This window comes from Marinobacter sp. CHS3-4 (assembly GCF_030053415.1).
Lineage (GTDB): Bacteria > Pseudomonadota > Gammaproteobacteria > Pseudomonadales > Oleiphilaceae > Marinobacter.
In genome coordinates this window covers 269,571-293,517 of sequence record NZ_JASGBJ010000002.1, presented here as the reverse complement: position 1 = coordinate 293,517, position 23,947 = coordinate 269,571, and the positions used below count along the sequence as shown (strand labels likewise).

Annotated in this window: 24 protein-coding genes and 1 tRNA gene; 12 read left to right on the top strand and 13 right to left on the bottom strand. The window is 53.5% G+C overall.

The features are described from left to right. Nucleotides 1-4 precede the first annotated feature (4 nt). The 4 genes from QLQ17_RS09325 (at nucleotide 5) to QLQ17_RS09310 (ending at nucleotide 2,646) form a co-directional block, all read left to right on the top strand. Entirely contained in the window at nucleotides 5-454 is a 450-nt protein-coding gene (locus QLQ17_RS09325; protein ID WP_283209314.1) for a SixA phosphatase family protein, read from the top strand. Between the two features lie 43 nt (nucleotides 455-497). Beyond that, nucleotides 498-1,394 carry a radical SAM protein gene (locus tag QLQ17_RS09320; RefSeq protein ID WP_283209313.1) on the top strand — a complete coding sequence of 299 codons (897 nt, stop codon included), beginning with the start codon at nucleotides 498-500 and terminating at the stop codon, nucleotides 1,392-1,394. 20 nt (nucleotides 1,395-1,414) lie between these two features. After that, a complete protein-coding gene (locus QLQ17_RS09315; RefSeq protein WP_283209312.1) occupies nucleotides 1,415-1,972 on the top strand; it encodes a DUF1285 domain-containing protein in 558 nt (185 codons plus the stop codon). A gap of 212 nt (nucleotides 1,973-2,184) precedes the next feature. Then, complete coding sequence (locus QLQ17_RS09310; protein WP_283209311.1) at nucleotides 2,185-2,646, top strand: FKBP-type peptidyl-prolyl cis-trans isomerase; 462 nt, start codon at nucleotides 2,185-2,187, stop codon at nucleotides 2,644-2,646. 90 nt (nucleotides 2,647-2,736) lie between these two features. Here QLQ17_RS09310 and QLQ17_RS09305 read toward each other — a convergent pair whose 3' ends face one another. The 4 genes from QLQ17_RS09305 to QLQ17_RS09290 all read right to left on the bottom strand — a co-directional run bounded on the left by QLQ17_RS09305 (nucleotide 2,737) and on the right by QLQ17_RS09290 (nucleotide 6,563). Further along, entirely contained in the window at nucleotides 2,737-3,678 is a 942-nt protein-coding gene (locus QLQ17_RS09305) for a carbon-nitrogen hydrolase family protein (protein ID WP_283209310.1), read from the bottom strand. A gap of 25 nt (nucleotides 3,679-3,703) precedes the next feature. Then, entirely contained in the window at nucleotides 3,704-4,138 is a 435-nt protein-coding gene (locus tag QLQ17_RS09300) for a GFA family protein (protein ID WP_283209309.1), read from the bottom strand. A gap of 53 nt (nucleotides 4,139-4,191) precedes the next feature. After that, nucleotides 4,192-4,716, bottom strand: coding sequence for a hypothetical protein (locus QLQ17_RS09295; RefSeq protein ID WP_283209308.1), 525 nt, complete (start codon nucleotides 4,714-4,716; stop codon nucleotides 4,192-4,194). A gap of 194 nt (nucleotides 4,717-4,910) precedes the next feature. Then, nucleotides 4,911-6,563 carry an electron transfer flavoprotein-ubiquinone oxidoreductase gene (locus QLQ17_RS09290; protein WP_283209307.1) on the bottom strand — a complete coding sequence of 551 codons (1,653 nt, stop codon included), beginning with the start codon at nucleotides 6,561-6,563 and terminating at the stop codon, nucleotides 4,911-4,913. Between the two features lie 366 nt (nucleotides 6,564-6,929). On the opposite strand from QLQ17_RS09290, the gene QLQ17_RS09285 reads away from it, so the two are divergent. Both QLQ17_RS09285 and QLQ17_RS09280 read left to right on the top strand, forming a co-directional pair. Next, nucleotides 6,930-7,679 carry an electron transfer flavoprotein subunit beta/FixA family protein gene (locus QLQ17_RS09285; protein ID WP_283209306.1) on the top strand — a complete coding sequence of 250 codons (750 nt, stop codon included), beginning with the start codon at nucleotides 6,930-6,932 and terminating at the stop codon, nucleotides 7,677-7,679. After that, the gene (locus QLQ17_RS09280) at nucleotides 7,680-8,621 is read left to right on the top strand and encodes an electron transfer flavoprotein subunit alpha/FixB family protein (RefSeq protein WP_283209305.1); all 942 of its coding nucleotides are present in this window, start codon (nucleotides 7,680-7,682) and stop codon (nucleotides 8,619-8,621) included. Nucleotides 8,622-8,702: 81 nt separating this feature from the next. Here the strand turns inward: QLQ17_RS09280 and QLQ17_RS09275 are convergent, their stop codons facing one another. Together QLQ17_RS09275 and QLQ17_RS09270 are read right to left on the bottom strand one after the other, a co-directional pair. Next, entirely contained in the window at nucleotides 8,703-9,170 is a 468-nt protein-coding gene (locus tag QLQ17_RS09275; RefSeq protein ID WP_283209304.1) for a hypothetical protein, read from the bottom strand. A 7-nt stretch (nucleotides 9,171-9,177) separates the two neighbouring features. Beyond that, nucleotides 9,178-9,507, bottom strand: coding sequence for a hypothetical protein (locus QLQ17_RS09270; protein WP_283209303.1), 330 nt, complete (start codon nucleotides 9,505-9,507; stop codon nucleotides 9,178-9,180). A 121-nt stretch (nucleotides 9,508-9,628) separates the two neighbouring features. Here QLQ17_RS09270 and QLQ17_RS09265 point away from each other — a divergent pair, with 121 nt between their 5' ends. The 4 genes from QLQ17_RS09265 to QLQ17_RS09250 all read left to right on the top strand — a co-directional run bounded on the left by QLQ17_RS09265 (nucleotide 9,629) and on the right by QLQ17_RS09250 (nucleotide 12,366). Continuing rightward, complete coding sequence (locus tag QLQ17_RS09265; RefSeq protein WP_283209302.1) at nucleotides 9,629-10,051, top strand: hypothetical protein; 423 nt, start codon at nucleotides 9,629-9,631, stop codon at nucleotides 10,049-10,051. A 24-nt stretch (nucleotides 10,052-10,075) separates the two neighbouring features. Beyond that, entirely contained in the window at nucleotides 10,076-11,314 is a 1,239-nt protein-coding gene (locus tag QLQ17_RS09260; RefSeq protein ID WP_283209301.1) for a saccharopine dehydrogenase family protein, read from the top strand. 114 nt (nucleotides 11,315-11,428) lie between these two features. Next, nucleotides 11,429-12,052 carry a class I SAM-dependent methyltransferase gene (locus QLQ17_RS09255; RefSeq protein WP_283209300.1) on the top strand — a complete coding sequence of 208 codons (624 nt, stop codon included), beginning with the start codon at nucleotides 11,429-11,431 and terminating at the stop codon, nucleotides 12,050-12,052. A gap of 227 nt (nucleotides 12,053-12,279) precedes the next feature. Beyond that, nucleotides 12,280-12,366 (top strand) — tRNA-Leu (locus QLQ17_RS09250). 183 nt (nucleotides 12,367-12,549) lie between these two features. Here QLQ17_RS09250 and QLQ17_RS09245 read toward each other — a convergent pair. The 3 genes from QLQ17_RS09245 to QLQ17_RS09235 form a co-directional block, all read right to left on the bottom strand. Beyond that, nucleotides 12,550-15,123 (bottom strand): CheR family methyltransferase, encoded by a 2,574-nt coding sequence (locus tag QLQ17_RS09245; RefSeq protein ID WP_283209299.1) that lies wholly within the window; start codon nucleotides 15,121-15,123, stop codon nucleotides 12,550-12,552. Between the two features lie 18 nt (nucleotides 15,124-15,141). Further along, nucleotides 15,142-17,040: a putative bifunctional diguanylate cyclase/phosphodiesterase gene (locus tag QLQ17_RS09240; RefSeq protein ID WP_283209298.1), complete on the bottom strand. Its 1,899-nt coding sequence runs from the start codon at nucleotides 17,038-17,040 to the stop codon at nucleotides 15,142-15,144. Between the two features lie 295 nt (nucleotides 17,041-17,335). Beyond that, a complete protein-coding gene (locus QLQ17_RS09235) occupies nucleotides 17,336-18,217 on the bottom strand; it encodes a DMT family transporter (protein WP_283209297.1) in 882 nt (293 codons plus the stop codon). Nucleotides 18,218-18,376: 159 nt separating this feature from the next. On the opposite strand from QLQ17_RS09235, the gene QLQ17_RS09230 reads away from it, so the two are divergent. Next, entirely contained in the window at nucleotides 18,377-20,641 is a 2,265-nt protein-coding gene (locus tag QLQ17_RS09230) for a sensor domain-containing phosphodiesterase (RefSeq protein ID WP_283209296.1), read from the top strand. Here the strand turns inward: QLQ17_RS09230 and QLQ17_RS09225 are convergent. Genes QLQ17_RS09225 through QLQ17_RS09215 form a run of 3 tightly spaced genes read right to left on the bottom strand, consistent with a single transcriptional unit; the run spans nucleotide 20,571 to nucleotide 22,765 of the window. Further along, nucleotides 20,571-21,059, bottom strand: a complete 489-nt coding sequence (locus QLQ17_RS09225; protein ID WP_283209295.1) for a DUF192 domain-containing protein — start codon at nucleotides 21,057-21,059, stop codon at nucleotides 20,571-20,573. The two genes, QLQ17_RS09230 and QLQ17_RS09225, sit on opposite strands and share 71 nt — an antisense overlap. Continuing rightward, a complete protein-coding gene (locus QLQ17_RS09220; protein WP_283209294.1) occupies nucleotides 21,056-21,817 on the bottom strand; it encodes an ABC transporter permease in 762 nt (253 codons plus the stop codon). Before QLQ17_RS09220 ends, QLQ17_RS09225 begins: the two co-directional genes overlap by 4 nt. A gap of 27 nt (nucleotides 21,818-21,844) precedes the next feature. Further along, nucleotides 21,845-22,765, bottom strand: a complete 921-nt coding sequence (locus tag QLQ17_RS09215; RefSeq protein WP_283209293.1) for an ABC transporter ATP-binding protein — start codon at nucleotides 22,763-22,765, stop codon at nucleotides 21,845-21,847. A gap of 163 nt (nucleotides 22,766-22,928) precedes the next feature. On the opposite strand from QLQ17_RS09215, the gene QLQ17_RS09210 reads away from it, so the two are divergent. Beyond that, on the top strand, nucleotides 22,929-23,246 hold the full coding sequence (locus QLQ17_RS09210) for a hypothetical protein (RefSeq protein WP_283209292.1): 318 nt from the start codon (nucleotides 22,929-22,931) through the stop codon (nucleotides 23,244-23,246). Nucleotides 23,247-23,260: 14 nt separating this feature from the next. Here the strand turns inward: QLQ17_RS09210 and QLQ17_RS09205 are convergent, their stop codons facing one another. After that, on the bottom strand, nucleotides 23,261-23,875 hold the full coding sequence (locus tag QLQ17_RS09205) for a hypothetical protein (protein WP_283209291.1): 615 nt from the start codon (nucleotides 23,873-23,875) through the stop codon (nucleotides 23,261-23,263). Nucleotides 23,876-23,947 lie beyond the last annotated feature (72 nt).

The window sequence follows — 23,947 nt, the reverse complement described above, 5'->3', positions numbered from 1 at the left end:
CCTCATGCAACTGATCATCATGCGCCACGGAGAAGCGGGTTATCACTCTCTGGACCGCCAGCGGGAACTGACGGAATTCGGGCGGCAGTCGGTGGCGGATGTTGCTGCACAGATCGCCGAATCGCCTTGGCGGCCGCGTGCCATCTGGTGCAGCCCGCTGGTGAGGGCCCGCCAGACGGCGGCCATCGCGTCAGAAATACTCAACTGCCCGGTGGAAGAGAAGTCGTTCATCACGCCGGATGATGACCCCGGCGAGTGCCTCGACGCGGTACTGGAAATACCCGAGTCTCCGCTGATGATCGTGTCGCACATGCCGCTGGTGGGTAGCCTGGCCACACTGTTTGTAGATGGTCATCGCCATGGCATTCCCCTGATGACCGCCCAGGCTATCGTACTCGATATGCCGGTTGCCGGCCCCGGTTGCGCAGATCTGAAAGCGCAGTTCATGCCGTAAACACTCCGACCAGACGAGTCGATGCTCCTTGGATTTTTAGTCTATGTACAGCTTTCCTATTGAATACACAGAACCGGTTTTTCGGCCGCCCAGTGAGGCGAAGTCACTGATTTTACCGGTCACCAACGGGTGTTCCTGGAACAAGTGTACTTTCTGTGAGATGTACACCCAGCCGCAAAAAAAGTTTCGCGCCCGCAAACCCGACGAGGTTCTGGCCGACATTCGACGTGCGTCGCAGACCCTGGGCGGCGTTCGGCGGGTATTCCTCGCCGACGGAGACGCCATGGTGCTGCCAACCCGTCGTCTTCTGGAGGTGTTGGGCCAGTTGAGGGAGGCCTTTCCAGAGCTTGAAAGGGTTTCCAGCTATTGTTTACCCCGAAACCTCGCCAAAAAATCGGTTGATGAACTGATGCAACTCAAAGAAGCCGGGCTCGACATTCTCTACGTCGGCATGGAATCCGGTGATGACGAGATTCTTCGCCGGGTCAACAAGGGTGAAACCTGGGAATCCACCCGATCGGCGTTGCTAAAGATCAAAGAAGCCGGTCTGACCAGTTCAGTGATGGTCCTGAACGGCCTGGGTGGAGAAACCCTCTCCAGGCAGCATGCTATCAATACCGCCACTCTGTGCAATGAAACCCAGCCGGATTTTCTGTCGACACTGGTGGTGAGCTTTCCGCAGGGCGAAGAACGTTTTCGGGAAGGTTTTGGGTCAGATTTTGTCCCGCTGGAGCAGAATAGCCTGTTTGAAGAGATCCGACTGTTCCTGGAGCATCTGGAGCTCGACAGAACAATTTTCCGAAGTGATCACGCGTCTAACTATCTGGTTCTTAAAGGCACTCTTGGTCGAGACAAACAGCGCCTGTTGGATCAGGTGAACCTTGCCATCACCAATCCGGGCGCTGTGCCGTTGCGGGAAGAGTGGATGCGTGGCCTGTAACGCCACTAAGGAAGCTATTGATGAGTCAGAAACCCGAAGCGATCGCCGAACAGATCAAGTCAGGCACTGGCAACCTGTCCAAGCCGCCGATCGAGAATTGGCATCCGGAACTGTCTGGCGACATCGATATTGTGGTGAACCGGAAAGGGGAGTGGGTATACCAGGGAAAACCCATTCCGAGGGAAGCCATTGTTCGGTTGTTCTCCACCATCTTGAGACGCGAGGAGGACGGCGAATTCTACCTGGTCACGCCCGTTGAGAAGTGGCGTATTCAGGTTGAGGACACGCCGTTGCTGGCCCATACATTGGTTTCCGAAGGCGAGGGCAAGGCTCGAAACCTCTCGGTGACGACCAATGTGGGTGAGGTCCTCGATATTGATGAGAGTCACCCGTTGTCTGTCGGTACCTATCCGGATACCGGAGAGCCGCGCCCGGTGATCAAATTGCCTCACGGTCTCGAAGCTCGCTTGGTCACCTCAGCGTATTACGATCTTGCCGAGCTTGTTGCCGCCGAGAATCCGGATGCGGAAGCACCGATAGGTGTCTGGAGTCACGGAAATTTCTATAAAATTGCCTGAGACGGTTGAAAAAACCGGTAGCGGCCCCACCAAATGACGGTAGAAAACGCAGGATGACACTTGTTAAACTGGGTTTTCAAACTTGTTACCGAGCCTGGCTCTCTAACGAGGCCCGGTGGTCGTAAGTTCCTCTGTGCAGTCTGGCTGTTCACGATCACTTTCGATTGCCCATACATTCATTAAACAGTCATTGCGACACGCAAGGAGATCACATGGCCCAACCTCGTGTTGTCACCATCCATTACACGCTTACCAACGATCAGGGAGAAGAGCTGGACTCCTCCCGTGTAGAAGGTCGCGAGCCTCTGTCTTATCTGGAAGGTGCACAGAACATCATCGGTGGACTTGAAAACGCCCTGAACGAGAAAGCTGCTGGCGATCAAGTCAAAGTATCTGTCGAGCCGAGCGAAGGCTACGGCGAAGTCAACGAAGAACTGATTCAGCCGGTTCCTCGCTCTGCCTTTGAAGGCGTAGACACCATCGAGCCAGGCATGCAGTTCCAGGCTCAGACTCCGGGCGGCCCTCAGGTTGTTCGTGTAGTGGAAGTTGGCGATGAGGAAGTCAAGATTGACGCAAACCATCCTCTGGCCGGCCAGACCCTGCACTTCGACGTGGAAGTGGTAGAAGCCCGCGAGGCGACTGACGAAGAGCAAGAGCACGGTCACGCTCACTAAACAGCCTATTCGTCAGGCGTAAACGATAAAAGCGGCCAGTGGCCGCTTTTTTTTGCTTCTATTTACCTGAATAACTCAGAAATCCGGGTATCACTTGCATTCTATGAACTCCACGGGTGGACATGCATTCCGATTTACATGGAGTTGGAATATATCCGGGCGGTTGTAATGCCCGGCCACATCAAGTGATTTCCTCGCGTTCCTGGCAGCGTCGATATCAATGTCGGAATAGAGTATCGCCTTTTCACGATGCAGCGGACCGTCAAGGATTCCTCCAAAGGGTTTCACAACCACAGCGCCCCCTGTATTGATCCACTCATCGTTTTCAAACAGTGTTGAACGACCCGGGAAGTCTGCCGGGATATCCGCCCCAGTCATAGCCGTAGCCGTACTCAATACCCAGCAGCCACCTTCTCTGGCGATGTGATTCATTGATGCTATCCAGGTATCCCCATTGTCCCAGGTTGGTGCGATATAAATATCGATGTTCTGGCTGTAGAGTGCGAATCTTGCCAGCGGCATGTAGCTTTCCCAGCATATGAGGCAACCGATACGACCGATCGCTGTTTCCACGACTTTTAATCCGGATGCGTCACCACAACCCCAAACCATTCTTTCCGGGTTGGTCGGCATAAGTTTCCTATGTCGATTCAGTAAGGAACCGTCAGCATCGAAGACGAAAACGGAATTAAACAAAGTAGAGCCACTGAACTCAGATTCCAGTTCGTGTGCTCCTATAACGACAACTATCCTGTTATCTGCAGCGGCCTGCGCGATAGGGTCGAGGTTGCCCTTGTTTACGTCGACCGAGTTTTCACGAAGTCTGGTGTGGATCTCGTTTGCGAGGCCAATATCGCCACCTGGTCTTAATCTCCAGATCCAGGTCGGATAACCCGGAAGGTAGGCTTCGGGAAAAACAATGAGCTTTGCGCCGTTGTTGGCAGCCTCTTGGATAAGTTTCACAGCCAGGGCAACAGACCCTTTTAGATCCAAGATCGCAGGCGGCTTCTGAGAAATAGCCACTTTTATCATGACCCTAGCCTCTATTGAATTGAGTTTATTCTTCTATGACTTCCCCAGTTCCGCCCATCTCGGCAGGAACGTCCCTCATTTTTGTCACTCCGTCTCTGATTGCCAGGCGATGCTCCTGATAGTGGACATGGACGCCTGGCTCAAAAGGGAAGTCCGGAATCAGTGCGGCGTAGACATCAACCAGCCCCATTCCGGGATGGTCGGTTAAAAGGTGACCACCGCACTGCATACACCACTTCCGGTAACTGTTAGGCGTTTTGTGATAGGTCCCGATGTATTCCTCACCCTTGCTGATTTTGACTTGCTCTGGTTGCCAGAGGGTGAACCCGTTGACCGGAGATGCCGACCAATGCCTGCATGATTCACAATGGCAGTAGCCCATTCCGGTCGGATCCCCGCGAACGCTCAGCTCAACCGCCCCACAGAAGCAACTGCCTTGGTAGATCTTTTCGTTATTCATGATTAACCTCCAGGCGCTGCCTGTTAACGAACATCGGACTTGCTGGGCATTTCCTAATCCCGTTCACCAACCGGAATCATGATGTGAGCGTAGGGTGTATCCTTCCACATCACATAAGGCCCGCCCGCGTGGGGATTGTCGGTGATCCCTTTAAGCATTGCTTTCGGAACGATAAGCATCAGGTGGGGCCCTTCTTTGATGAAATCGCCTGAGTTTGCATGATCAGCGTGATAGGGATCGGAGTTGCTAACCCCGCCATCACCACCCAACATGTAGGAAAGACCCATTTCCCTGGCCTCAAACGGTCCTTTGGTGCCAACCGCGTGGAGCATTTCCATCCAGGTGGCATCGTTACAGATCGGGGAGTTGTCGCCGGGCATAGTCTCTGGCATGCAGACCCATCCATTGGTGCCCTCAGACAGAACCTTTCCCTGATACATGATGGTTGCCTTGGAACTCACCATTGATGGAGCGGCAGAACGGGCTTGATCGATCAACGCCTGATGGTTTTCAGCCGATACCAGTGACGCCGACAATGATAAGGCACAGGAGAGAAGCAGTTTGCTTGAGATGTTCATAAGACCTCCATCTTTCGCTTCTGAGCTGAAACAGGAGGTTGGATACAGCAAAAACCAACCGGTTTTGCGATACCGTAAGTATAGTTCCGGTGCGATTGATTATTTTGAAATTCGCTAGACTTAAATGGACCTTTCGCCTATCCGTTAGAACAAAAAAAGCCCCTCGATTGAGGGGCTTTTTAATGGGCCGGGCGTTACATGTTCGGGTAGTTCGGACCACCGCCGCCTTCCGGCGTTACCCAGGTAATGTTCTGAGCCGGGTCCTTGATGTCGCAGGTCTTGCAGTGAACGCAGTTCTGCGCGTTGATCTGGAATTTCAGACCACTGCCGTCGTCCTTTTCGACCACTTCGTACACGCCCGCAGGGCAGTATCTCTGTGCCGGTTCGTTGTACTTGGGTAGATTTTCTTCCAACGGGATAGTCGGATTCGTAAGCTTCAGATGAACCGGCTGGTCTTCTTCATGGTTGGTGTTCGAAATGAACACTGAAGACAGTCGGTCAAACGTGAGCTTGTTGTCCGGGCGCGGGTATTCGATCTTTTTGGCCTGATCTGCAGGCTTCAGAGTCGCATGGTCCGGCACGGTGTCGTGGAAAGTAATCGGCAGACTGCTGCGCAGGATGTTCTGCTCGATGTAAGCGATAGCACCACCGACAAAGTTACCGAACTTGTGCATGCCCGGGCTGAAGTTACGCTCGTTGTAGAGCTCTTTGTACAGCCAGCTGTCCTTGAATCGATCTTCAAAGCTGGTAATTTCCTCGCCGGCTTTGCCTTCTTTCAGAGCCTCAAACACCGCTTCAGCGCCCAGCATACCGGACTTCATCGCCGTATGAGAGCCTTTGATCTTGGAGCTGTTCAGAGTACCAGCATCGCAACCGAGCAGCAGGCCACCGGGGAAGCTCATCTTCGGCAATGAGTTAAAGCCGCCCTTGGTAATAGCTCGCGCACCGTAGGCCACACGCTTGCCGCCCTCCAGGTGCTTTTTGATCTCGGGATGAGTCTTCAGGCGCTGGAATTCCTCAAATGGGGACAAATGAGGGTTGCTGTAGGACAGGTCTGTAATCAGGCCTACATACACCTGACCATTTTCCAGGTGGTACAGGAAGGAACCGCCCGTGGTACCGCTTTCATTCAGCGGCCAGCCAGTGGTGTGTACGACCAGGCCGGGTTCGTGCTTGGACGGGTCGATATCCCACAGCTCTTTGATGCCAATGCCATAATGCTGCGGGTCTTTGCCTTCGTCCAACTTGAAATCGTTGATCAGGCGCTTGCCCAGGTGACCGCGGCAGCCTTCGGTGAACAGCGTGTACTTGGCGCGCAGTTCCATACCTGGCATGTAGCCGTCTTTTTCGGAGCCGTCGCGGGACACGCCCATGTCACCGGTGATGATGCCTTTCACCTGGCCATCTTCAACGATGGTTTCTGCTGCCGCAAAGCCCGGGTATACCTCGACGCCAAGCTGCTCTGCCTGTTCGGCCAGCCAGCGGCACAGATTGCCCAGGCTGATGATGTAGTTGCCGTGGTTGTGCATGTTCTTGGGGACGAACGCGTTCGGAATCTTGCTGGCGTTGTCCTGACCCTTGAGCAGGAAGATATCGTCACGGGTTACCGGCGTATTCAGCGGCGCACCCTTATCTTTCCAGTCAGGGAACAGTTCGTTCAGTGCCGTAGGCTCGAATACGGTGCCGGCCAGAATATGCGCACCGATTTCCGAGCCTTTTTCCACCACACAGACAGTCAGTTCCTGTTCAGATTCCTGTGCCATCTGCATGATGCGACAGGCTGCCGAAAGGCCAGCTGGCCCACCGCCGACGATCAGAACATCAAATTCCATCGATTCGCGTTCCACGTTGGTCTCCTCAAACATCTCTATTTATTGGGTGCCAATGGGCACTTCCCAGATAGCCTACTCAGAAGCGCTCGAAGCAATCTTTGACGCCGTATGATAACGATAAATTGCTTTATAAACGACCGCTTCCACCCGAAAGTGCTCAGCTTGTGTCAATGAGAGGATACCGTAAATCGAAAATCAAACAAACGTTTGTTTGAAATTTGGGTCGGGCTTTGGCATTGTTTCACTCAGCAGGGCGAGTACGGTTGTTCTATTGACCCCACTGACCATTGTCGGCAGTATTATGTCGCCCTGACAGACAGCAGCTCTGCACGTTGATGCTGTCCTCAATTGTAAACTCATTGTATGAAGAACGAGGAATCTATGAAGGTTCTGGTCGCTGTTAAACGAGTTATTGACTACAACGTAAAGGTGCGCGTTAAGCCGGACAACACCGGTGTCGACCTCGCCAACGTGAAAATGGCAATGAACCCTTTCTGTGAAATCGCTGTAGAAGAAGCGGTTCGCCTGAAAGAAAAGGGCGTTGCCAGTGAAATCGTCGTGGTAACCATTGGCCCGAAGGCTGCACAAGAGCAGATTCGTACCGCTCTCGCACTCGGCGCTGACCGTGGTATCCACATTGAATCCGATGAAGAAGTTCAGTCTCTTGAGGCGGCCAAGCTTCTGAAAGCTGTTGTTGAGAAAGAAGAGCCTAAGCTGGTTATTCTTGGCAAGCAGTCCATCGATTCTGACAACAACCAGACTGGCCAGATGCTGGCTGCACTGACCGGAATGGGTCAGGGCACTTTCGCTTCGGAAGTGGTTGTTGACGGCGAAAAGGTTCAGGTAACCCGTGAAATCGACGGCGGCCTGATGACTGTTGGCCTGAAGCTGCCAGCGGTTGTTACGACTGACCTTCGCTTGAACGAGCCCCGTTATGCTTCGCTGCCGAACATCATGAAGGCTAAGAAGAAGCCACTGGACACCATGTCTCCGGCCGATCTGGGCGTTGAGGTGTCACCTCGTCTGACCACCCTGAAGGTTGAAGCCCCGGCTTCCCGCCAGGCAGGTATCAAGGTAGGTGACGTAGCTGAGCTGGTCGACAAACTGAAGAACGAAGCGAAGGTGATCTAAATGAGCATCCTTGTAATTGCTGATCATGATAACAGCAGCCTGAAGCAGTCCACGCTGAATGTGGTTGCTGCGGCTAAAGCCATCGGTGGCGATATCGACATTCTGGTCGCCGGTGAAAACTGTGGTTCTGTCGGTGAAGCAGCGGCCAAGGCCGAAGGTGTTAACAAGGTTCTGGTTGCAGATAACGCTGCGTATGGCCATACACTGGCTGAGAACCTGTCCGAGCTGGTCGCCGAAGTAGGTAAGGGCTACGGCCACATCCTGGCGTCTGCTGGCACCACCGGTAAGGATTTCATGCCGCGTGTCGCTGCCTTGCTCGACGTTGCGCAGGTATCAGACATCATGCGTGTTGAATCTGAAGACACGTTTGTACGTCCGATTTACGCAGGTAACGCCATCGCTACTGTGAAGGCGAGCGATAGCATCAAGGTCGTGACGGTTCGTCCGACTGCCTTTGATCCGGTTGCCGCAGAAGGTGGTGCGGCGTCTGTCGAAGCTCTGGATATCGTCAAGGACTCTGGCCTTTCAGAATTCGTGAGCGAAGAGCTGGCGAAGTCTGACCGTCCTGATCTGTCCTCCGCTGACATCGTTATTTCCGGTGGTCGCGGCATGCAGAATGGCGACAACTTCAAGATGCTGGAAAGCGTTGCTGACCAGCTGGGTGCCGCTATCGGCGCATCCCGTGCTGCAGTTGACGCTGGCTTCGTCCCGAACGATATGCAGGTAGGCCAGACTGGTAAGATTGTCGCGCCGCAGCTGTACATCGCGGTAGGGATCTCCGGTGCTATCCAGCACCTAGCGGGTATGGGTGACTCCAAGGTGATCGCTGCGATCAACAAGGATGAAGAAGCCCCGATCTTCCAGGTAGCGGACTACGGCCTGGTTGCAGACCTGTTCGAAGCAGTACCTGAGCTGGAAGCGGAACTCAAGAAAGTTCTGTAACGTCCAGTGATCAGAAAAAAGGCACCTTCGGGTGCCTTTTTTGTTGGGCGTTTTTCAGCCTGGGTGGGTACCCGGGTGAGGCTATTGCTTCTTGACTTTACGGAGCCCCTGCGTTGTCAGTTTCTTTTCCTTACGGCTGATAATCAGTGAATCTGCAAGCAGGTGAATGGCTTTGTTGGTGGTGCGTGCCGCCTGATAAACCTTGCGGCTTGTATCATGGTGAGTGTCGCGGGCCCGCCGTGCGCTTTCCCGAAACTCTTCATCCCGCGCAAAGTGGTCTATAAGACTGAAGGTCGTGGTGGCGATGGCCTGGTGCATCTTTTCAACGGCACTGGTTCCCTGTTTTACGGTATCCTCGAGCAGGCGAGCCCGATTTCGTGTTTCCATCAGCTCAAGGCGACTTTTCTGGACATGGCTGTTGGCATGGCGCTGAGCAGCCCGCAACCGTAACAGCGCCCTGTAATTTGAAATATGCGCAGGAATCGCCAGGCCCAGAAGGCCAGCGGAGGTGAGGGTCAGAATAGAACTGGACACAAGTAGAGCGTTCATAGGTCTCCTATCGATAATCCAGTTGCATCACAACTGCAATCTCTCTGTCTTCAAGTTCTTTCTGTAATTCCTTCATAACTTCCTGATATACAAGTTTAGTCACCATAATCGGCATCCGGTCTGCCAGAAGCCGGGCGGAACGCGATTCGCGCCGTGCTACGGCAATCGGATCCAGAACTTTCAGCGTAAGTAGCATCTCTGGATCCCGGCTGTAATCTGGCCCATGACTTTCTTGTCGGATATCTTCAATAAGGGCTTTTTGAGCGCGTACCTGCCAGAACAGCCAGGCGCTGATCAATGCGAGTATCGTGCTTACTACGATCAAAAGGATGGTCAAAACACAACCTCCATCAACATAAGTGTTATTTTAAACAGTGTGCGTGAAACTGCGGCTGAAGCGATTGGCCGTTGCGACGCGGGAACTCAACTTACAGGGAAATACCAATAAGGAAAATCGAATGATCTGGTTCAAGGCATTTATCAGTGGTTTGCTGGCGACGCTGATATTTCATCAGGGGCTGTTTGCGGTTTTTTATCTGGCAGGTATGGTGCCGTCTGCGCCTTACAATCTCGCGCCGGTTCCCCCTCTGGGCGTTCCCGCCGTATTGTCGCTGGCCTTTTTTGGCGGACTATGGGGCATGGTGCTGTGGCTGATTCTGGGCCGGTTGAGCGGGCTGTTTTTCTGGCTGGGTAACGTGATTGTGGGTGCCATTGGCCCCACGGCAGTTGCTATGCTCGTCGTATTTCCGATGAAAGGGCTGGAAGTAACAGCCAAAACCTGGACCGGCGGTCTGGTTCTGAATGGCTTTTGGGGACTGGGTGTCGCCTTGTTCCTGGTATTGATGGGCGCCAGAGCGGCGCAGAAAGCTAACTCAAAGTAATGCACTGAATCTAAAGGATGACGAATGAGCGATAAAACGGACACAACCTACGATATCGTCGTGTTTGGCGCCACCAGTTTCGTGGGCCAGATACTGACCAAATACTTGTTAAAGACCTACGGCACTGGCAAGGATCTGAAGTGGGCCATTGGCGGCCGTTCCGAATCCAAACTGCAGACGCTGAAATCGGATCTCGGAAAAGACGGCTCTGAGTTGCCGGTGATCGTCGCTGACGCTTCTGACGAATCTGCGCTGAAAGCCCTGTGTGACCAGACCCGTGTGGTCATATCCACCGTTGGGCCCTATGCCCTCTATGGGGAGCCGCTGGTGAAAGTCTGCGCGGAAACAGGCACCGATTACTGCGATCTGACCGGTGAAGTGCAGTGGATTCGCAAAATGGTCGATAAATACGAGGACACGGCCAAATCCTCCGGTGCGCGTATTGTCCATAGCTGTGGCTTCGACTCTATCCCCTCTGATATGGGCGTGTGGTTCCTTCAGCAGCAGGCGGAGCAGACCTTTGGCAAGCCTTGCCGGGATGTCCGCATGCGTGTGAAAGCGGCAAAAGGCGAGTTCTCCGGCGGTACGGTAGCCAGTCTGGTCAACGCCGTGAAAGAAGCGGCCGCCGATCCTGCGTTGCGCAAGGAAATGGCCAATCCGTTCTCCATTTGCCCCGAGGGCCATCGCTCTGAAGTCCGTCAGCCCAATATCAAAGGGGCTCAACACGACAAAGAGCTTGATGTCTGGTTGGCTCCGTTTGTGATGAGTGCGATCAACAACCGTATCGTTCACCGCTCTAATGCGCTGCAGGATGCCCGCTATGGCAAGGAATTCACCTACGACGAAGCCATGATCGTTGGCCGTGGCCTGCAGGGTCGCCTGACGGCTTACGGTGTCACCGCTGCATTGGGTGGTTTTGTCACCGCATCGGCGTTCAAGCCATCCCGCTGGGTAGTAGAGAAGTTCGTTCCCAAGCCCGGCGAAGGCCCCAGCCCGGAAGTACAGGAAGCAGGATACTATGACCTGCGGTTCGTGGGTAAAACTGAAGATGGCAAGACGATCAAAACCAAGGTGGTTGGCGACCGGGATCCGGGCTACGGTTCCACGTCCAAAATGTTGGGCGAGGCAGGCGCTTGCCTGGCGTTCGATATGGCAGATAAACCGGGCGGATTCTGGACACCGTCTTCATTGATGGATGGCAAGCTGTTTGATCGCCTGACCAGCAAGGCCGGGCTGACATTCGAGGTTCTCGAAACCAGCTAACCCTTCGGATAACCTGCCGGGTGAATCACGCGGTCGGAGCCCGGTAGGGCATCCGGCCCGTGAGCCGGGCTGACCAACCTCTTCCTTCCACCGCAATGCGGACAGGGCTCACTTATGAGCTTTTACGAAAACAGCGTACTGCCTCATATCATTGACTGTGCCTGCTCTATGGGCCAAGTCATGAAGCTGCGCAGCCAAGTGGTTCCACGAGCAAAAGGCCGGGTACTGGAAGTAGGCATCGGTTCTGCGATCAACCTGGAGTTCTATAGACCAGATCAAGTAGACCTTGTGTATGGCCTGGAGCCATCTCACGGAATGCGCCGAAAGGCCGCAGCCAATCTGGCCAAGTCGCCGATCAAGGTGGAATGGCTGGATCTGCCCGGTGAGAAAATTCCATTGGCGGATAGCTCAGTTGACACGGTGTTGCTGACGTTCACCCTTTGCACCATTCCTGACGCCCATCAAGCGTTGCTTGAAATGCGCAGGGTCCTCAAGCCAGGCGGCGAACTGCTGTTCCTGGAGCATGGGGAGTCCCCAGACGAGGGTGTTTGTAAATGGCAACACCGGATCACTCCGGGTTGGAAAAAGCTAGCCGGTGGCTGTCACCTGAACCGACGGATTGCCGATTTGATCCGCGATGCTGGTTTTACGATTGTTGAACTGGAGAACCTGTATATTCCAAAAGCGCCGAGAATTGCAGGTTATGTGTACAAGGGGCGTGCGACTAAAGAAAGCTAGGGCAGCTTTCGTAACTAGTGCCTGTTATCCACTCTTCTGATGCTGGCTTTTATGCATCGGCATGAAGGAGATATTGGAATACGCCCACTCTATGAAACATGGCGACAGTCCCGGTCCGAAAGCTTCGACAGAGGCTATAAAAGAGAAGAGTGCCGGTTTGCCAATTGCGTTACGTGGCGCGGCCTTATACAATTCCGCCCCGCAATCTGCTGTCAGTTCCCTCCGATGCCCGGGTGGTGAAATTGGTAGACACTACAGACTTAAAATCTGTTGACCGTTAGGTCGTGCCGGTTCAAGTCCGGCCCCGGGCACCATCATTCCCGTCAAAAATGCCTGCAAGGCACTAATTTAAAATAAAATTCTTGAAATACTTTCTTGCAGCAAGCAAAGGCATTGTTCGCCGAGGGGCTTTGATCTTCCGAATTTTGGAAGCATCCGATATAGATAATCACTTGAATTCGAGCACGGGCAAGCCGTGGTAGGCCCCGCGATCTTTTTCACGGTGCATCTAACTGAATCAACGACAGAATCAATCCTTCGCTTTGACCCTCAATAGTGATATAGGGACGCACATGCACTTTAATCAGACGGTTGTCCGTGGTTTTCGTGGTCTCCAGATGAGGCTCACCCGAGGCGTGGACTTGTTTAACAACGCTATAAAGGTCCATATCAACGAATTGGTGGGTGACATCATAAATTGAACGACCGATGTCCTGATCCAATAGATTGATCATAGTCTTCACGATACTACTGAAGCGCCGTATTTGTAGATCGGAATTGAGAAAGATAACCGCCTGGTGGGTCATTTCGAGAAGCTTATCAATGTCGTTCTGTGCCTCGACCAGGTCAATGATTTTGTTCTGGTATTCGCTGTTTATCGTGTGTAGCTCTTCATTGACCGACTGCAGCTCCTCGTTGGTGCTTTGCAGTTCTTCGTTCGCAGTCATCAGCTCTTCGTTGGTGCTCTGAAGTTCCTCGTTCGTTGTTTCCAAATCGTGAGTTGAGGATTCCAACTCCTCTTTATTGTCACGAAGTTCGGTCTCCAGCTGTCTGATCCTGGCTAGCGACTGCGCTTCGTGGTCAAAAGGCTTAGCGTCGACACTGGCCAGTGCTGATGCGTCGGTGTCTTCGGGTTCGAGAAAGGAAACCAAAAGGGCGTTCCGGCTGTACGCCCGTTCGGCGCCAATCTGGTGAATGTGAACCGTTACTGGTCGGGTTTTCCCATTGGTAGAGAGGGGCACGTTTTCCACTTTGATGTCTTTTGAGTCATTTTCGAAACTGCTCAGGGCGTTGAGTACAGGGATTCTAAGTTCATCGATCAGCAAACTATCGATCTTGAAGTCCACAACCCCAGGCTTGGGTTTGCAGGTGTAGGGAGTTGTATCTCCGAAGCTGTGAAACGCCTGATAACTCTCATCGATCGCAATCGTCGGCGGCGCATAGGTATTTGCCAGATAATTCAGCACTGAAGACATGTTGGAGTGGGTAGAGATCCCTGGCTGCCGATGGCGCACCAGTGGAGCAAGAGTGCCGGCCTGGTTGCTATACCTGTCATTAGGACGGGTCTGCCCCATTTCCACCGGTATGCGCTGAGCTCCCCGCTTACGGAAGAGTTTCTCGCTTTCGTTCTCCACCGAGAAATATCCCGTAAGCTCGCCCAGGGATTCAGAGCTACCGAGAAACAGAATACCGTTATCCCGTAGGGCAAAATGCATCAGCGAAAGAGCCCGACGTTGGGTTGGTGTCGTCAGATAGATCAGAACATTGCGACAGACACACAGGTCGATGTTAGAGAAGGGCGGATCTGCCAGGACATTGTGAGTTGAAAAGACCACATTTTGTCGAACGTCTTTTCGTACGGTGTAATTCCCGTCCGTCTGATGGAAATAGCGTTGCAGTCTTTCCTCGCTGACATCGGCAAGGATTGACGGGGAGTACGCTGCCGCTGCGGCGCGGCGGATGGCTGCAGGATCAATATCAGTGGCAAACACCTTGAGCGGTAGGGCAACTTCGGCTTCTTCCATGGCCTCGAGAGCAATGATTGTCAGTGCGTAGGCTTCTTCACCCGTAGAGCAACCGACAGACCAGATTCGAAGTGGCTCTGATTGTTCACGGTGTTTTCGGGCAATCATTTCTGGGAGCAGTTTGTGTCTTAAGTAATCAAACCCATCGACGTCGCGAAAAAACTGGGTCGTACCAATCAGCAAATCATTTCGCAGCCGGTCCACCTCCGGAGTGTTACTTTGCAAAAATTCAAAATATTCCTGCAACGAGTCCATATTGGACAGCGCAATTCGGCGCTCTAGCCGACGGGCAATGGTGGAAGGTTTGTAAGCCGTAAAGTCGACGTCCCACCGCCGCTTCAGTAGCCAGAAGATCCGCAGTACGAGATCGTCTTGAGTCGCAATCTGCTGCTTAATGGAATTATCATTTGTCATTAACGGATGTCGCAGAAGCTGCCCCAGCAACTCTCCAATTGAACCCGCATCCATGGTGATATCAGCGAGTCCTGCCTGTATGACGCTGTTGGGCATGCCATCAAACTTGGCGTCCATCGGGTCCTGGACAATCACTAGCCCCCCCGCGTCCTTGGCTATTCGTGCCCCTCTGGTGCCGTCGCTACCGGTACCGGATAAAACCACAACAATGGCGCTGTCTGCCCTGGCTCTGGCTTCGGCGAGTGACGAGAACAGCAAATCAATGGGGTTGTGAAGGTCTGCCTGATCCAGAACAACAGGTTCTATATGGCCGTCGACGATACTCAGGGCATATTTTGGCGCGTTCAGGTACACCGTATTCGGCTGAATCGATTCCCGTTCCTGAACAATCCGTACCGGCATCGTCGTGCGCCTGGCCAGTATTTCGTCCATATAGCTTTTGTATTCTGCTGACAGGTGCTGCGTAATGACAAACGCTGCGCCGGTATCGTCCGGCAATTGTTCCAGCAGAGTCTGCAGCGCCTCGAGCCCGCCCGCAGACGCCCCTATTCCCACGACGCGAGGATAATCAGCTTTGTCTCCCAGTTCTTCAAACGGTGGCGGTGAGACCTCTGGCTTCTGTTCGTCATTCATGACGTATCATCCTACATACTAGTTCTGGCACTTTCGTTCGAATTCGGGAAGAATTATTGAGGCAGGGTGAGGATCTGGCCGCCCAAGAAAGAAGCCCTGCTGAAGCGTACATCCCTGAGCCAACAGGTAGTCCGAGGTTTCAGCATTTTCAACACCTTCCGCCACGACTTCCAGATCGAGAGCGCTTGCGAGATGAAGAATGGCAGCGATAATGCCCGCGTCATTCGTATCCTCAAAAATATCCTTGACGAAGGTTTTGTCGATCTTCACCTGGTTGATTGGAAACCGTTTGAGATAATGAAGCGAGGAGAAGCCGGTGCCGAAATCGTCCAATGATAGCCTGATACCCAATTTCGAAAGCTGTTTCAGGTCGCCATAAACGTTCGTGAGTCGCTCATCCAGCAAAACCGATTCCGTAATTTCTGCCACAAGCATGCTGGGTTCTAGTCTGTAACGGCGCAAGTAGCGGCTAAGCTGGGAGGCCACGCTGCTGCGCAGGAACAACTGGGGCGAGAGATTGATCGATATATGAACATCACGCCCTATACGACCCTCACGCAACCACTGATAGTGGGCGCTGAAAGCCTGTTCAAATACCCATTCACTGATGTCATGGATGAGGTGAGTCTGCTCAAGTATGGGGACGAATTCTGACGGAGATACCCATTCGCCGTTGTCGCGCTGCCAACGCAAAAGTGCTTCATGCCCTATCAGATTGCCCTTGGCTGTATCGTATTGCGGCTGAAAATACAGGCAGAAATCGGTTTCAACCGACGCCGCACGTAACTCCCGCACCAGCGAAAGATGACGCTCGGCGGATTTCGACACATCCTCAGTGTAGTGGCGGTATGTGGACTTGCCAGCGCGCTTGGCATGGTACATCGCACTGTCTGCCTGCCGGATAATTTCATCCGGATTGGCGTTGTTGGCATCAGGTAGCGAAATACCGATACTCGCAGTGACAATCTGTGGTTCGCCATCAATATGGGTCGGGCGGCTCAGGCTGTCCAGGATGTGCTCTGCCACTTTCATGGCATCGCTTGGGAACCGCATATCTTCCAGAATGATGATGAATTCATCCCCGCCGGTGCGGGCAATAGTGTCTTCTTCGCGAACGCATAACTGCAGCCGGTGAGCCACGGTTTTGAGGAGTTCGTCGCCCACACGGTGTCCGTAACTGTCATTGACGATTTTAAAACCGTCCAGATCCACAAACAAAACCGCCAGTTTTGCGCCTCGTTTGGCACGGGCGCAGGCATTAGCAAGACGTTCATCCAGCAACGCGCGGTTGGCAAGTTTGGTTAACGGATCAAAATGGGCGAGGCTGCGCAGTTTTTGCTGGGCCTCGTGCAATAGGGAAATGTCCTGAACTACCAGAAGGTAAGTGACTCCGCTGGGTTGCGTACGCACGGGTGTTGCTGTGCAGAATACCCAAAGCGACTCACCAAGGGGGGTACGAATCCGAAATTCCCCCTTAAACGTGGTAAGCGAAAGAAACGCTTCGTGCATGTCGGTCAGAGTTCTTTCCGCATCTTCCGGGTGGATAGCTCGCACCCACTGGCGTCCCGACATTTCATCGGCGCTTAGCCCTGCCAATTTGCAGAAATTCTCGTTTACGTAAACCGAATTCCATGTTAAATCAATCTGCAACAGGCCCATGGGCGCCACATGGGAAAGAGCACCAAGCTGCACTCGGTTGCTTTCCGGAATGGCGCTCTTTGCCTTGGATTCCGCTTTTCCCGTGAAAAGACGGATAACGTCCTCGTGGACGCCCACTCTGAAGGATTCTGCAGAAATATAACTGCCGTCAGGCAGCAAAAGAGGCGTGAGGTAATCTCGAGACAGACGAGGTAATACCCGGCAACGCAGAGCCCGCTTATGATGGATAAAGTCTGCCAACACCGAGCTACGACGCAAGGCGCCTGCAACAGGCCTTGGTTTCGATGATTGCGCAGAGCCAGAATCGGAAGACGAACTAAGCCAACATCCATCCACACGAACGTGGAGGAATGCAGCATGAGCATTGGTTCCCTTATGCAGGTGCTGTACTGTTGACCCGCTGCCAGCTGCATAGGACACACGCTTTGAAATCCTGCGCATATGCCATGTCTCTATTGGGCTCTCTGTTAATTTAACTCGAAATAGGGGTAGTTTCTACAAAACAATGACCTGATTCGCAGACCATTTGTAAGTGTCCGTTCATCGAACCTCGTTAGTAGAAGCTGACCTTCCTGGATTTGCGATACCGCCTTACTTCCAGCCACCCGTGTACTGCCAACGCAGTAAAGACAATAGTCCCTCCCACAAAGCTCATTTCGGGCGGCACTTCACCCAGGAAAATCCACACCAGCAGCGACCCGAAGACGGTTTCCATCAACAACATCAGGCTGACTTCGGCAGCCGGTATGTATCGTGGAGCAGTCTGTATGAGGATGCTTGATACCGGCAGGAATACCAGGCAGAGCAGGGCGATGAATAGCAGGTCCCGCGTTGAGGGGATGACGGCGCCTCCCAACATGGCGGCCACGACTGCGACCAGGGCCGCGCCAAATATAAGCATGACGCTCATATCCGCTTCAGGTTTTGAACGGGCGACATTGAGATTCGTGGCCAGTGCTGTGGCGGCCACGCCGGCCATGATCAAGCCGATAGGGTCGCCGCGGCCCCATTCACTGATGGCCATGAGGGTGGCGCCCGCGACGCACACGATAATGACCACCCAGGTGCGCCAGGGCAGGGTCTCTTTCCATATGGCCCAGGCAATCAACGCGGCAATCATGGGGGCCATGTTCAGGATAACCAGCACGTTACCGGCTGCGGTATTCTTCATGCCCATCACAAAGCCAAGCGTACTGAGTGAAAAGGCCACTGCGCAGTACAGCCCTTTGAGGCCGCATTTGCGGATTTCGCCCACCAGACGTCCACGATAACGGACGGCGCTAATTAACAGGAAGCTGCTGGCCAGCATAAGACCACGCCAGAACAGGAAAATCACCGGCTCCACAGAGGTGATTTTTACCAGCAGGGCGTCTGGCAGGATAAACAGCACGCCGAGGGCGGCGATGCCCAGTCCTTTAAGGTGTGTTTGTTCCAATTGGTCTCCGGAGCAAGTATTGCCTCGCTAGTGTAGGGCATATTGAGGGTTAAAGTGGCACTGGTTCGCAGAACTCAGACGCAATCCCGGTAGGCGGGCAAACCGTATCACGATCGCTTCGTATTGTACCCATGTTAGGAAGACGAACAGGAAGCGACGTTGATTTCGAGCAGAGCCACATTCAGGCTGATCCAGGCAAGGGATTATCTAATCCTCGCAATCACGGTGGTAGTGCTGGCCGATCTGTCGCGATACCTCACCGTAGAAAGCCTGCCTATTTCCCTTATCTGGCCTCCGGGCGGTGTGATATTCGGGGCAACGTTGATTCTCGGATTGCCGGCACTGGTTGTCTCTTGTTTGGCTTTGGCGGCCTGGCTGTTCGTCCTGCAAGAAGCGTCGCTTGCCACCGCGCTTTACCTTCCCATCGCCCAGGGTGTGGGGATCTATGGGGCTCTGTGGTTAATCATCAGGTCGGAAATGCAGTCTGGTGTGGGTGAGCGGGGTGATCACTGGCGCCGCAATCTTTACATCCGTGCTGGCATACTGTCGGCCACGATCAGCGCACTCATGGGCGCCGCCGGCTTTTACTTTGGAGATCTCGGCCAGGATGACTTCGCTTTCTACGATCTGTTCCTTGTGTATTGGTTGCTTGAAGCAATGGGGCTTTTGCTGTTTGCGCCTCTGGCCTACTTCTTTCTGAAACAACCCGCACAATTTGTTTCCGAATGGGTAAGCGACGCCCGTACCCGCCGAATTTCCCTATGGTACGGCACTGTCGCAATTCTGTTTATCATGGTGCTGGTGGCGCCCCAGGTCCTGTTGGATCGCACCTACGCTGCGGCTCTTGGCTTTTGTTTCTTTCCCGCGCTTTGCTGGTTTGTTCTGGTGGCCCGAAGCCCCTCTGTGCTGGTTGTGCTGCCGGTTTTTGCGTCGATCTTCGTGGTATTCAGCCTGAACGGGCTCGGTGGTCTTCCTCAAATCACTTCGATTGGTGAAACCGTCAGAACACTGCTTTCGCTTGCCGGCCTGACGGTACTGGTTCAGGTGATCGGTACTATGACTTACGGACGCCGCCAGATGATTGCAAAGTTCCGCGAGCAGGCTTACACAGATTTTGTAAGCGGGCTGAACAATGACCGGGCATTTTCACGCCTGGTTCAGACGGAGATTGAGCAACAGACCTGCGCCTGGCTCGTTAATTTGCGGTTCCTGGATTTCGACCCGGTCGAAGACCTGATGGGTTATCGAGCAGCCCGACAACTTGAAAGCGCCCTGGTAGCCCGCCTAATGAGCACAATGGGGGCAGACGCCAGCCCGGCTAGATTGGGCAAGGGCGTGTTTGGTCTGATCTTGCCTTCATCGACACCAGCGAGGCTTCAACAGGATCTTGACCACATTTACCAGGCGTTTGATAACCAGGTCTTTTTCACAGAGCACCAGCAGACGAGGGTCAGGGTCGCTATCGGTGCGGTTGAGATCGATGGCTCGCTCGGAAATCCTGATCGATATCTGAGTGCAGCCACGATGGCGGCAAGGCAGGCTCGTGACAAGCTGCCACGCATTCAGGTAGTAGAGGATCTACAAAGCCTGATTCAGGAACGCCGTAGCCGAACCCAACGCCTGGAAATGCTCAAAGAAGCATTCTCCGGGGATCAACTGGTGCTATTCGCGCAGCCTATCTGTGGGCTTGGCGACAAAAGCTCCGCCTTGCATTACGAGATTCTGGTTCGCCTGCGAGATCCTGATGGGCAAATTCTAAGCCCGGCCAGCTTTATGCCCATCGCCGAATCCCATGGCTTGATGCGACAGATTGATTACTGGGTTATTCGCAAAACACTCGAATTTCTGGCCGCTAACCCCAAGTGGATGGCTGCAACCGAGAAATGTTCGATCAATCTGGCAGGTGCGACTTTGTCCTCCGACGACGTCATCGACTATATCGCCGAGGTGTTCGAACAGACGGGCGTTCCACCGGAGAAAATCGGGTTTGAAGTGACTGAAACCCAACAAATTCTGAGCCGTGACTGTGCCAGATCCCTCATTGATAAATTGCGTAGTTTTGGTTGCGCAGTGTCGCTTGACGACTTCGGAACCGGGTTGGCCACCTTTGATTATCTCAGGTCTTTTCAGTTCGATACCTTGAAGATTGACGGCGTGTTTGTGCGGCAGATAGACACCAATGACACGGATCGCCACATGGTAAAAGCGATCTGTGATGTGGCCTCTGAAATGAACCTGACGACGGTTGCCGAGTATGTCGAGAATGACCGTATTCTAGCGGTTCTGACGGAGTTGGGCGTCGATTACGGACAGGGCTACGGAATTGGTCGACCCATGCCGCTTGAAGATCTGTTCACTGACTTTGCTCAGCTTGATGGCACACCTGCGCCTCTGACCCCCACAACAGTTGGTAGCCAGGTTTGATGTTGAGCTTGTCGAAAAAGCCAGCATTCATCTCCACAGCATACTGATAAGGCACGCCAGCGGAATAAATGGGGCAATCAGCGTCCGATTCAGCAATGCAGGGTTCCATGTGACGGATGGATGCCACTCGCTTGTTTGAACCCAGGTAAGCAATATCCAATGGGATCAGGGTATTGCGCATCCAGAAGCCTCTACTGGATTTGTTCACTGAGGGATAGATGAAAAGCATCCCATGGCCGGTTTTCAGGCTCTCGCGCCCCATGAGGCCTTGCCGACGCTCCGCGGGTGTTCGGGCAATTTCCAGGCTCACCGCATGACGGTCACCTGTCAGTGACAGGAAGCAGGCAGGTACTGGCTGCGCAGCAACGCTGAATGACATCGCTGCGATTAGGCTCAAAGCTGCTTTAGCCAGCCTCATGAGCGCAGCCTGTAACCCGTCTTGAAAATCCACCATACACCCACCATGCAGGCGGTCAGGAAGAAGAACGTCATGGCCACACTGATGCCCACGTGCACATCCGAGACGCCGTAAAATGCCCAGCGAAATCCGCTGATCAGATACACCACCGGGTTGAACAGACTGATGGTCTGCCAGATCTCGGGCAGCATGTTGATGGAGTAGAAAGTTCCACCCAGAAACACCAGCGGCGTCACAATCATCAGCGGGACAATCTGAAGTTTTTCAAAGCCGTCTGCCCAGATTCCGATGATGAATCCAAACAGGCTGAACGTTATGGCGGTGAGCACCAGAAAACCAAACATCCAGAAGGGATGCAGCACGTCATAGTTAACAAACAGCTTGGCAGTCAGCAGTATGATAATGCCGAGAATCACCGACTTGGTGGCCGCAGCGCCGACGTAGCCCAGGACAACTTCCACATAGGAGACGGGCGCCGAGAGAACTTCGTAGATGGTGCCGGAAAATTTGGGCATATAAATGCCAAACGATGCGTTGGAAATGCTCTGCATCAGCAGCGACAGCATCACCAGGCCGGGAATGATGTAGGCACCGTAGCTGATGTTGTCGATATCGCCCATACGGCTGCCGATCGCCGAACCGAACACCACGAAATACAGGCAGGTCGAGATAACGGGCGACGCCACGCTCTGCATCAGCGTTCGGCGCATACGCGCCATTTCGAATCGATAGATTGCGCTCACACCATGAAGGTTCATGACGGTAGGGCTCCTGAAAGGTTTGGGTTATTCGTGGACCAGGCCAACAAAAATGTCTTCGAGAGAGCTCTCACGGGTTCGCAGGTCTCGGTATTCGATACCGATGTCACCCAGCATGCGCAGGAGCCGCGCCACGCCAGCCTGCTCTTCCTGAGAATCGAAGGAGTAAATCAGCTCGTAGCCGTCACTGGACAGCTCGACAGGCTCGAGGGTTAACTCGCCCGGTATTTTTTCGAGAGGTGCCTGAAGCTGGAGCCTGAGCTCTTTCTTGCCAAGCTTGCTCATCAGGCTGGTCTTTTCTTCCACAAGGATGATTTCACCCTGTCGGATCACGCCGATGCGATCGGCCATTTCCTCGGCTTCTTCGATGTAGTGCGTCGTCAGGATGATGGTGACGCCGCTCTCCCGCAATTTGCGCACCATATTCCACATATCACGGCGCAACTCCACATCGACACCGGCCGTGGGTTCATCCAGAAACAGTATCTGAGGTTCGTGAGACAGCGCTTTGGCAATCATGACACGCCGTTTCATGCCGCCGGACAGCGACATGATCCGGTTATCCCGCTTGTCCCATAACGACAGGTCTCTGAGCACTTGTTCGATGTGCGCCGGATTAGCCGGTTTACCGAACAGACCACGGCTGAAAGAGACCGTGTCCCAAACCGTCTCAAAGGAATCGGTGTTCAGCTCCTGGGGCACCAGACCAATGGTTTTTCGCGCCTGGCGATAGTCTTTCACGATATCAAAACCACCTGCTGTGACTTGACCAGAAGTGAGGTTCACAATGCCGCAGATGATACTGATCAGCGTGGTTTTGCCGGCGCCGTTGGGGCCGAGTAGGGCGAAGATCTCGCCATGTTCGATGTCCAGATTGATGTCTTTCAGGGCTCGAAAGCCATCACCGTAGGTCTTGTTCAGGTGTTTAACGGAGATATCCGGTTGCACTTTGTCGTCCTGTGGCTGGTTTCCAGGGCACGCTAGTTTCTCATGACGGCTATTCGTTTAGGAAGCGCTGTCATCAGTTCAACAATCGGTGAAAAAAGTCCCGCAAGACCGTTGTTAAATTGTGTAGAATTCCAGAAATTGTACTGAAAGGGATTCCGACCTCATGGATTACGGCGATAGCGTCCAAAAAGTTCTGTTGCGAAAGATTCAGAAGGCCGAACAAGACCTGATGCAGCTCAAACTTGACTACTGTCGGTTTATTTTCGGGCTCAACCATCGCTCAAAGGTTGTCAGCAATGGCGTGACTTACCAGGTTCGATCCGTTGAAGTGGATTCAATGACGCGCAACGAGGACGGTAGCTTTGGAAAGCCAGAGGTTTCCGGCGTGGTAGACGGGTCGGAAGGAACGGGCAAGGTTACGTCGCTTGGCAAGGATTGGGAATTGACGGCCGTGGATTCGCCCGTCGGTGCGGGGCACTAAAGGCCCCCATTCAGTCACACGAATGTGTTTGAGGTAACTGCCTCAAACAGGCTCTTTTCTCTGGGCACAAAATGGTGGGATTTCCAGAATTCTGCACCTTCAATGCCACCCCTGAAACAGGATAGAAACGAAGACTGGCGGGTGATGGTCGCGATCACGGTCATGGCTTCGGATTGACGAATGCCGGCTTTGCGGCTGGCAAACTGACTCACGAGCCTGGCAAGCTCTTCAGAATTCCGCTCCGTGGGGCCGCTTAAGGCACAGGCGGCACCGTATAGCCAGCAAACGGCGTATTCCCTCACAGCCAGGTGCGCGGTTTCAATCTCCAGATCCTGTTCCTTACAGTCCCGAATCTGCAGGCTTGTCAAAATATGCAGCCGGGAAATCAGTTCGCACTTATCATGGCTTCGGCTCATGGCCTGTTGTCTGTCAAAGGGCGATGAGAGAAACGAGCTTTTTGAGGCTGGTTGCGCCATTCGGCTTTCGATATAAGAGTGGTGAGCGTCTGACACCTCTGTCGGTGTTGCGGGTATCAGAGGTTCGTTTCGGGTGAGACTCAGCACGCGGAAGGCCAATAGCAGCAACAGCGCAAACAGCCCCAGCTCCAGAAGAATAATCAGACTACTCATTTTTCAGCGATTCCTTACCACTTCAGATTCCATGTAAGTACTGGATACAGAGTGTAACCAATTGTTACCCAC